We start from the raw sequence: 9443 nt of genomic DNA, 5'->3' as shown, positions 1-9443 counted from the left end.
GGCATGGGCGACTAGTGGTTTTTGAGTTGTCGTTGTGAGAGACAACAACTCTACTACGAAACGCCCTACCTCTTCATGCTCTTATTTTGGCAACGGTATTGTAGGTATATCGGCATTAGTTGCTATAGTTTTAGGTTTGCCTTTGGGCTTATTGTTGGTAATGACTGGCCCTGGTAACTTGCTAGATTTTCCAAAACTGCATAAAGTATTGGGTGCGATCGTTAATACTGGACGCTCATTTCCGTTTATTATTCTGCTAGTTGTTTTAACACCACTCACCCGCTTAATTGTCGGTACTTCCATCGGTAGCACTGCCGCCTTAGTTCCCCTGACTCTCGCCGCCATTCCATTTTTTGGTCGTATTGCTGAAACCAGCATTTTAGAAGTTGATAAGGGACTCATAGAAGCCGCCCAAGCAATGGGATGCAATTATTGGCAAATTGTTCTTAAAGTCTTAATTCCTGAAGCCTTGCCCTCATTGATATTAGGGATGACAATTTTAATCGTGAGTTTACTTAATTCCTCCGCGATGGCTGGGGCTGTAGGTGGCGGTGGTTTAGGTAACTTAGCAATTCAATACGGCTATCAACGCTTTGATGTTGGGGTGATGTTTTCTACCATTGTAGTTTTAATTGCATTGGTACAAATTATTCAATTCTTAGGTGATTTTATTGCCCAGCGTATGCGAAAACGTTGAACAAAATCCCTCTCTTAATAAAACCTCCGTGTAACTTTGCGTTAACCTCCGCGTGCCTTTGCGTTAAAAATCTCATATTCAGTAGAGATTCCCATCATCCTTCTTAATTAAAATTTTTATGAATACACGCAGATTTTTCTTAACAGCTTTAGGTTCGCTTGCTGCTTCTTTAGTCTTTGCTAGTTGTAGCCAACAAACAACTCAAAACTCTACTGATAACACGAAGACAATTAGCCAAACAGAGCAAAAAGAAGTAATTAAAGTTGGGGTAACTGGTATCGTCTCTCAAGATATCCTAAAATTTGTGAATAATAATCTAGCCGCCCAAGAAGGTTTAGAAATTCAAGTTGTTACCTTTAATGATTGGATACAACCAAACACAGCCTTGAGAGATAAAGTAATTGATGCAAATTTCTTTCAGCACAGACCTTTTATGAATAATGCTGTTAAGGAATTAAAAATAAATTTAGTAGCATTAAATACAGTTTATTTAAACACACTTGGTCTTTTTTCTAAAAATTTAAACTCAGTTAGCGAAATTCCTCAAAATGCAACAGTTACCATTGCCAATGATGTCATCAATAACGATAGAGGATTAAGATTATTAGCAGCTAACGGTCTAATTAAGTTAAAAGAAAATGCTCCACAGTTTGTCACGCAAAGAGATATTGCAGCTAACCCGAAAAGCTTACGAATCAAAGAAGTTGAAGGTGTACAAGTCGTCCGAGCTATTAATGACGTAGATTTTATTGTATCTTCGGCGCAAACTGTTGCGCTTGCAGGGATAAAACCTAATTCTATGGGTGCAGAAACGGCTAAAGATAAAAAATATGCGCTGGCGTTTGTGACGTTGCAGGGTCGAGAAAAGGAACCGAAGATTCAAAAGTTAAACAAGCTACTCGTTCATCCCAGTGTCAAAGACTTTATCAACAAAGAATATCAGGGAAGGCTCGTACCTGTTTTTTAGAAAAAATGTCTCGCGCATAAACGCAAAGAAAAGTATGTAAATAATGGCATTTGCAAGAGTTTTATTCTCTGCTTCAGAGATAAAGAAATATTGATTTGGTTTGGGCAGTCCATCAAAAGATGATATGCTGAATTTAGTAAATACGGTAAATCGACTGATTTGTTGTAGTTAACTCGCTATTATCATCAATATGGCTGCTTCAACTCCTAAAAATTGATATCAAGGAGTCAATTGTGGTGAATAATTTCACAGAACAGCACTTTTCGGATAAACAGAAATATCCTGCTGGTAAAATATTAGCGATCGCAGCTTCTTTTATAGGATTGATCGCTTCTGGTTGCAGCCAACAAACAGCTACCAATGTATCAGCTAAATCAGATACATCCTCAAATACTGTTACCACCAAAACTACAGAGAAAAACAATGTAGTTCGCTTAGGCTACCAAAAAGGTGGGATTATTCCCTTGGCGCGTCAAAGAGGTGAACTAGAGCGTCAGTTAACAGCGCAAAATATTAAAGTTGAATGGACTGGCCCATTTGACCGTTGCGCCACGCTGTTAAGTTCTCTCAATGGTAATCGAGCAGATATTGGTGGTTGTGGTGATATTCCTTCCATCTCTGGTATTGCGGCGGGACAACCACTTTGTATTGGTTCTGTACAGCGTCCAAGACCTGATTCTTTGAGTAACGCTATCTTAGTTCGTGGCGATTCTCCTATTCGCAAACCTGCTGATTTAATAGGTAAAAAAGTTGCAGTTAATCAAGGTGGTGCAGGCGAATATTTATTATTAAAGGTTTTGGAAAAAGAAAATATTCCTCAAGAAAAAGTCCAGCGAGTTTATCTATCACCAAATGACGCTGCGCCTGCTCTATATCAAGGTTCTGTTGATGCTTGGGCAGTTTGGGAGCCTTATATTTCTATTGCCGAATTAGAGCATAAAGCACGGAGAATTACTACTACACACCCTGCGCCTACCTACGGCATTATGGTTGTTCGTAGTGATGCAGCTAAAGAAAATCCTGTAGCAGTCAAAGCCGCGCTGACTGCTTTAGGTGAAGATGGTGAATGGCTCAATCAAAATACTAATGCTGCATCAGATTTTTTAGTTAAAGAGTTAAAACTATCGGATGCAGTAGCCAAGCAAGTGACTAAAAATCGAGGAGCCGAGTCTTACATATTTCCGAATGCTGAAGATATCGCCAAACTTCAGAAAACAGCTGACTGGTTATTAGAACAAAAAATTATTCCCCAACGAGTAGATATAGCTGCATCTGTGTGTCCGTTAGGAACTACTGCTTCTAGGTAAAAAAAGAGAGCAGGGGAGTAAAAACTAATGACTATTGACCAATGACTAATAACAAACGAGGTTTAATATGCCTGTAGAATTTATTGGCATGATTGGTACGCGAGATGCGTCGGAACTACATGGCCCTACCGTATCAATTACGGGGGGAAGTATAGATTTGGCTTATGTTCGCAAGTTTGCGAAAGTGCATGAAGATGGTGGCTTTGACCGAGTGCTAGTTGGGTATAGTTCTATAGGCCCGGATGGCTTTAATGTTGTTAGTTATGTGGCTGCTGCAACAGAAAGATTGAAATTTTTACTTGCACATAGACCGGGTTTTGTGGCTCCTACTTTAGCGGCACGTAAATTAGCAACATTAGATCACTTTACTAATGGTCGCCTTGCCGTACATATCATTACTGGTGGTAGCGATGCTGAACAACAGCGTGATGGTGACTGGCTTGATCATGATACTCGCTATCGTCGAACTGATGAATATCTTGACATTGTGCGACGAGTTTGGACGAGTGAAGAACCCTTCGATTATGACGGAGAGTTTTACCAACTCAAAGGTGCATTTTCGGAAGTCAAACCCTTACAACAACCTCATCTTCCCATATATTTTGGTGGGGCTTCTGGTGCTGCTGTGGGTGTAGGTGCAAAGCACAGTAATGTATATGCATTTTGGGGAGAACCCATAGCGGCTATTAAACAACGCATTGCCGAGGTGAAAGCCGCAGCACCGCCAGGAAAGGATTTACGGTTTAGTGTTTCCTTGCGTCCGATTTTAGGCGAAACAGAAGCAAAAGCATGGGAGAAAGCCCATTATATTCTGTCTCGTATCAATGAAACCCGTGGTAAGGCTCCGGCCATACCTGAAGCTGTTGGTTCATTGCGGTTGCTAGAGTTTGCCAAAGAAAGCGAAATCCATGATAAACGTTTATGGACACCAGTAGCAGCTGCTACTGGTGCGCGAGGTAATACTACTGCTTTGGTTGGGACTCCAGAACAAGTCGCAGAATCATTATTTGATTACTACCAAGCTGGCGTGACAACATTATTAATTCGCGGTTTTAACCCAGTAGAAGATGCGATCGCTTATGGTCGAGATGTAATTCCTTTAGTCCGTCAAGAAGTCCAACGACAAGAACGCCAAACAGCAACCGTAGCTTGAATCAGCCAAATCTATGCCTTATACAACTGTTCTTGAACCTTTACAAGCAGATCAATGGTTTGTTGATAGCCCTGATTTGCGTGAATTTGTAGCAACAGCTAAAGAAATTATCTCTAGCACAACTCATAACCGCGCAGAAACTCTCAATGCTTTAGAACCGCACTTTGCAGCACTACTGAAGAAAGAGAATTGGCTACCCAAACCTTTTGATCAACCAAATCCTGATAGTGGTTTAGGCGGAGGAATTGGACAATGGTTACTGTATCGTTCGCAGGATCGCTCATTAATTATCTTTAGTTTAGTGATTCCGCCTCATGCAATTACTCCTGTCCACGATCATTTATCTTGGGGACTAGTTGGTCTGTATCAAGGTAAACAAGAAGAAACAGTATATCGTCGCATAGATAGCGGTGAGTTAGAAGGAAGCGCCCATTTGGAAACTATAGGCACCTATCAAGTGAAAACTGGCGATATTTACCATCTCTTGCCACCGGACAATGATATTCACTCTGTCAAAGCTACTACAGTCTTCGCTCCATCTATCTCAATTCATGTCATGGGTAATGATACTGGTAGCATTTGGCGACATCATTATCATCCTGAAGAACAGAGTGTGCGCTCTTTTCGCTCTGGATATTCTAATGTACCTGTGAAAGAGAACAGGGAAAACCCACACGCAACTGTGTAGGATTCATCAAAAAAACAAAAGTTTTGTGTTTATCATTCTCTATTCCCTGTTGTTTTCTTTAGTGAAACAAGAAAGAGAAAATCATGCCAAATTTCACTAGACCCCAACCGCCAGTATTTGAACGAGTTGAAGAAGAACGCCTTCATCGCAAACAACGCCTCGCAGCTGCATTTCGGCTGTTTGGTCGTTTTGGCTTTAGTGAAGGCATCGCCGGACACATTACCGCCCGTGATCCTGAGTTTACAGACCATTTCTGGGTGAATCCCTTAGGTAAGTACTTTGGTCATATCCGTGTGTCTGACTTGCTTTTGGTCGATAGAGAAGGTGAAGTTGTTAAAGGTGATGCGCCTGTCAATCGTGCCGCCTTTGCGATTCATTCACAAGTACATGAGGCGCGACCTGATATAGTTGCAGCTGCTCATGCTCATTCGCTGCATGGGAAAGCTTGGTCAAGTCTGGGTCGCTTGCTTGACCCTTTAACTCAAGATGCTTGTGCTTTTTATGAAGATCATGCTCTATTTAATGACTATAAAGGTGTAGTTTTAGATACTTCTGAAGGTAAAAGAATTGCTGAAACCTTGGGAGAGAAAAAAGCTGTAATCCTGCGGAATCACGGGTTTTTGACTGTAGGGCAGACTGTAGACGAGGCTGCTTTTTGGTACATTTCTTTTGAGCGATCGGCTCAAGCTCAATTGTTGGCAGAAGCTGCTGGTAAACCACTGCTGATTGATCACGAAACTGCAACTTTCACTCATGGTCAAGTGGGAACGCATTCAGGCGGTTGGTTTAGTTTTCAGCCTCTTTATGACCGGATTGTGCGGGAGGAACCAGATTTGTTGGAGTAAAAATCATACCTTTTCTTAACGCAGAGGCACGCGGAGCGGTTAACAAAAAATTTTGTCTTTTTATACTTAAAAATTAACGTGTTTACTAATTGGTTGCGGCAGAATTTTATCTTGCCTCTGGGTTGTTTGTTAGTAGCTACGGCTTGCTCAGAGGTTAAGTCTACTAGTCCAACAACGATCGCGGCTAATCCTATTCCATCGCAAATTGCAGCATCGAATACAACTCAATTGCGTGTTGCTAAATATAAAGGTGGCTGGGACTTAGGTTTAAAGTTAGCTGGACTAGATGATTTTCCTTACCAGACTCAATTTACTGAGTTTACTGGGGGTAATTTGATGGTACAGGCAATCAATGCTGGTGCGATTGACTTGGCATCAGCGAGTGAAATTCCACCGATTTTTGCGATTGAATCAAAAGCATCGGTAAAAATTATTGCTACTCTCAAGGGGCCTACCGTTGGTCAAGTTGTCCTTATACCTAAAAATTCCACAGCCAAAACCATCGCTGACCTTAAGGGTAAGAAAGTAGGATACGTTAAAGCCACAACCGCCCACTATTTCCTAATTAAGATGCTGGAAAAAGCCGGGCTGACGATGAAGGATATCAATGCAGTTCCTTTATCCATACCCGATGGACTTTCGGCTTTTCGTAAAGGCGAACTAGATGCTTGGGCTACATATGGTTACTCTATCCCCCAGGCGCAAAAAGAAGGGGCGCGAGTGCTGGAATCGGCAAAAGATATTTTAAGCGGTAACTTCGTGATTATTGCTTCACCTAATGCGATCGCCGATCCAAAAAAGAAAGTTGCGATCGCCGATTTCTTATGTCGCTTACAAAAATCCCAAACTTGGCGAGAATCTAACCTCAAGCAATGGTCAAAGACTTATGCAACTGCCATTGATGTTGACGAAAGTATTGTTTATAAAGATGCCCAGCAAGGTCAACAACAGCGTCGTCAAGAAATACTTCCTGTATCTGATGAAGCTATTGCTTCTCAGCAAAAGGTTGCTGATACTTTTTTCCAAGCGGGTGTAATTCCTACAAAAGTTGATGTCAAACAACTCTGGGATCGCAGTTTTAACGAAGATATCGCCAAATGCCAATAAAACTAGGGTGTAGGGGTGTGGGCGTATAGGGGAAAAATTGCTTTCTTGAACCCTGACACCCCTACACCCGATCACTGAGCGCAGCCGAAACACCCTGACACCCCCAATTCAGGAGTCGCTATATGTCAAAATCACCTATTTTAGAAGCAGCTACCACAACAGTAAAATTCTTACCTAATCTCTTTGAGCTTGTGGATTCTCTGGCTGCTGATTTTGCCACCCGTGCCGCTATTCATGACCGCGATAGTTCCTTTCCATTTGAAAACTTTGATGCCCTTCGCAAAGCAAAATTACTGAGTCTGACTGTACCAGTAGAGTTTGGTGGGTTAGCGGTAGGATACACCACCGCCTGTCGAGTGATTGAAAAGATAGCTAGTGGTGATGCTTCTACTGCTTTAGTACTAACAATGCACTACTTACAACACGCTAACGCCGCTCGACACCGACGCTGGCATCCGGTTGTTTATGAAAAGTTGTGCCGAGAGTCTGTGCAAGGTATTGCTTTACTCAATGCTGCCCGTGTGGAACCAGAATTAGGTACACCAGCTAGAGGTGGATTACCTGCAACAATTGCTAAACGTACACCTAAAGGTTGGTTGATTACTGGTCACAAACAATACACCACTGGCAGTCCAATTTTGCGTTACTTTGTAGTTTGGGCGCGCACAGATGATGATGAACCGCAAGTAGGAAGTTTTTTAGTTCCTCGACATATTCCAGGGATCAGCATTGTGGAAACTTGGGATCACCTGGGGATGAGAGCAACGGGCAGTCACGACCTAATTTTGGAAGATGTCTGCATTCCTTCAGAGTATGCCTTAGATGTGCGTCCTGTAAAGGCTTGGTCACAACCTGATCCCTTAATGCTGGCAGCTGGCAGTTTATTGTTAAGTGCTTTGTATCAAGGTGTAGCAACAGCCGCACGAGATTGGTTAGTTGAGTATTTAAATGAGCGATCGCCTACCAATTTAGGCACAAGTCTCGCAACTTTACCCCGCTTTCAAGTAGCGATTGGTGAAATTGAAGCCTTACTTTATGCCAACCAGCGATTAATTTATAGTTTGGCAGCAGATATTGATAAAGGGGAACTCGACCCGAAGGTAAATTTGCAAGCACAAACAGTTAAATATTTAGTAACAAGTAATGCGATTAAAGCTGTAGAAACTGGTTTACAACTAATAGGAAACCCAGGTTTAACTAAGAAAAATCCTTTGGAAAGACATTATCGAGATGTCCTGTGTAGCCGGATTCATACACCACAAAATGATGTGATTTGTTCCTCTTTAGGTAAGGCGGCATTGAGTATTAAAAGTTAAAAATATAACTATAAATTTTGGCGGATTTTAGGCAATCACAACTTATTTTCAATTAGGGTGAAAATATGTTTCACGGAATAGAAAAAGAATTATTACATGGTGATCCTGGGTTACATAGACAGCAGTCTCCACCTGATATCCAATCATCAGAATACGAGACACGTGATATTTGGGAGTTACCACCACAAGAATCTACTCGTCGTGAGCGTGTTCCCAAGCAGGAATTCAAACTGTTGAGGATTTTCAGCAAACTCAAACGTTTTTCTTTGAAAGCGTAGGCATAGCCCGCCGCAGGCATCGCCGATAAATAACTCTGAATATACTTGTATAAGGAGAGAACGGCAAAGAAAATAGAACTCAAAAATGAATGGTGAAGTCATTACTGATACTGGTCAAATAACTCTTGATTGGCTCAATACAGTGCTGATTGGTAGTGAAGCGTTGGTTACAGGCAAAGTCCTTGATTTTACTATCGAAGCTAGAGGCAGTGAAAATGCCCGAATTGTCACAATCCGTCCTCAATATACATCGGAAGCAACTGGTACAATGCCTGCAACGCTGTTGCTGAAAATGTGTTTAGGCACTAAAAATACCTTTGGAGACTCAGAAGTCAATTACTATACACGAGATTACATTGATTTAGGAAATCGACCGCTACCGATAAGCTACCATGCACAATATGCACAGAACCCTCCTCGGTATCACATTCTCATGGAAGATCTATCTGCAACCCATAGTCCTAGTTGGAAAAAGGAGCCAACACTTGCATACGGATGTGGCGTTGCTCAAGCCCTAGCTACATTGCACGCACATTGGTGGGAAAGCGAAAAGTTACAGGCTATTGGTGCTAGTATTCCCAGCCCTAGTGAAATTAAGCAATACGTAGCTCATGCTCAACCAGGATTACTACCAATGTTGTCGGAAGTGAAGGGTGAAATTGATAATTCATGGGAGTCAGTACTTATGGATGTGTTTCAGTACCATCCAGGCAAGATGATTGAGCGCACTTTCAATTCATCTGGCTTCACATTGATTCACGGTGATGTTAATCCTGGTAATATTCTTGCTCCATTAAATGGAGATGGGAAAATTTATCTGATTGACCGCCAGCCATTTGATTGGTCACTAACTACTTGGCTAGGAGTCAGCGATATTGCGTATATGATGGTGCATTGGTGGGAACCTGATTGGCGAAGGGAATTAGAAATTCCTATCTTACGCGAATATCATGCCAGTCTTTTTAGCAATGGTGTGTCTGGGTACTTAAGGGGCTACAAAAAGGGCTAGAATGCAGACAGAATAAGTCTCATAGCTCTTTGACCTTGTTGGTAGAAAGGACGCTTATTAGGACTTAATGTCAATA

10 protein-coding genes are annotated in these 9443 nt (G+C 41.8%); all 10 read left to right on the top strand.

Features of this window, described 5'->3' with window-relative positions; genetic code table 11:
- The first annotated feature begins 34 nt into the window (after window positions 1-34).
- Complete coding sequence (locus H6G76_RS35430; RefSeq protein ID WP_313934893.1) at window positions 35-697, top strand: methionine ABC transporter permease; 663 nt, start codon at window positions 35-37, stop codon at window positions 695-697.
- A gap of 118 nt (window positions 698-815) precedes the next feature.
- Entirely contained in the window at window positions 816-1664 is an 849-nt protein-coding gene (locus tag H6G76_RS35425) for a MetQ/NlpA family ABC transporter substrate-binding protein (protein ID WP_190710864.1), read from the top strand.
- A 233-nt stretch (window positions 1665-1897) separates the two neighbouring features.
- Window positions 1898-2971, top strand: coding sequence for an aliphatic sulfonate ABC transporter substrate-binding protein (locus H6G76_RS35420; RefSeq protein WP_313934892.1), 1074 nt, complete (start codon window positions 1898-1900; stop codon window positions 2969-2971).
- A 67-nt stretch (window positions 2972-3038) separates the two neighbouring features.
- On the top strand, window positions 3039-4124 hold the full coding sequence (locus tag H6G76_RS35415; RefSeq protein WP_190710863.1) for an LLM class flavin-dependent oxidoreductase: 1086 nt from the start codon (window positions 3039-3041) through the stop codon (window positions 4122-4124).
- 13 nt (window positions 4125-4137) lie between these two features.
- The gene (locus tag H6G76_RS35410; protein WP_190710862.1) at window positions 4138-4812 is read left to right on the top strand and encodes a cysteine dioxygenase family protein; all 675 of its coding nucleotides are present in this window, start codon (window positions 4138-4140) and stop codon (window positions 4810-4812) included.
- Window positions 4813-4895: 83 nt separating this feature from the next.
- Entirely contained in the window at window positions 4896-5657 is a 762-nt protein-coding gene (locus H6G76_RS35405) for a class II aldolase/adducin family protein (RefSeq protein WP_190710861.1), read from the top strand.
- Window positions 5658-5735: 78 nt separating this feature from the next.
- Window positions 5736-6764 (top strand): ABC transporter substrate-binding protein, encoded by a 1029-nt coding sequence (locus H6G76_RS35400; RefSeq protein ID WP_313934891.1) that lies wholly within the window; start codon window positions 5736-5738, stop codon window positions 6762-6764.
- 122 nt (window positions 6765-6886) lie between these two features.
- Window positions 6887-8080 carry an acyl-CoA dehydrogenase family protein gene (locus tag H6G76_RS35395; RefSeq protein WP_190710860.1) on the top strand — a complete coding sequence of 398 codons (1194 nt, stop codon included), beginning with the start codon at window positions 6887-6889 and terminating at the stop codon, window positions 8078-8080.
- Window positions 8081-8145: 65 nt separating this feature from the next.
- Window positions 8146-8358 (top strand): hypothetical protein, encoded by a 213-nt coding sequence (locus H6G76_RS35390; protein WP_190710859.1) that lies wholly within the window; start codon window positions 8146-8148, stop codon window positions 8356-8358.
- A gap of 85 nt (window positions 8359-8443) precedes the next feature.
- Complete coding sequence (locus H6G76_RS35385; protein WP_190710858.1) at window positions 8444-9367, top strand: hypothetical protein; 924 nt, start codon at window positions 8444-8446, stop codon at window positions 9365-9367.
- The last annotated feature ends 76 nt before the right edge of the window (window positions 9368-9443 follow it).

Source organism: Nostoc sp. FACHB-152 (assembly GCF_014697475.1).
Lineage (GTDB): Bacteria > Cyanobacteriota > Cyanobacteriia > Cyanobacteriales > Nostocaceae > Nostoc_B.
The sequence above is the reverse complement of the archived record's forward strand: the minus strand, read 5'-3'. Positions and strand labels throughout refer to the sequence as shown.

Coding starts and splice junctions, on each gene's coding strand:
- H6G76_RS35410 (WP_190710862.1), top strand. CDS start 4,138: ATGCCTTATACAACTGTTCTTGAACCTTTACAAGCAGATCAATGGTTT.
- H6G76_RS35395 (WP_190710860.1), top strand. CDS start 6,887: ATGTCAAAATCACCTATTTTAGAAGCAGCTACCACAACAGTAAAATTC.
- H6G76_RS35415 (WP_190710863.1), top strand. CDS start 3,039: ATGCCTGTAGAATTTATTGGCATGATTGGTACGCGAGATGCGTCGGAA.
- H6G76_RS35425 (WP_190710864.1), top strand. CDS start 816: ATGAATACACGCAGATTTTTCTTAACAGCTTTAGGTTCGCTTGCTGCT.
- H6G76_RS35390 (WP_190710859.1), top strand. CDS start 8,146: ATGTTTCACGGAATAGAAAAAGAATTATTACATGGTGATCCTGGGTTA.
- H6G76_RS35385 (WP_190710858.1), top strand. CDS start 8,444: ATGAATGGTGAAGTCATTACTGATACTGGTCAAATAACTCTTGATTGG.
- H6G76_RS35405 (WP_190710861.1), top strand. CDS start 4,896: ATGCCAAATTTCACTAGACCCCAACCGCCAGTATTTGAACGAGTTGAA.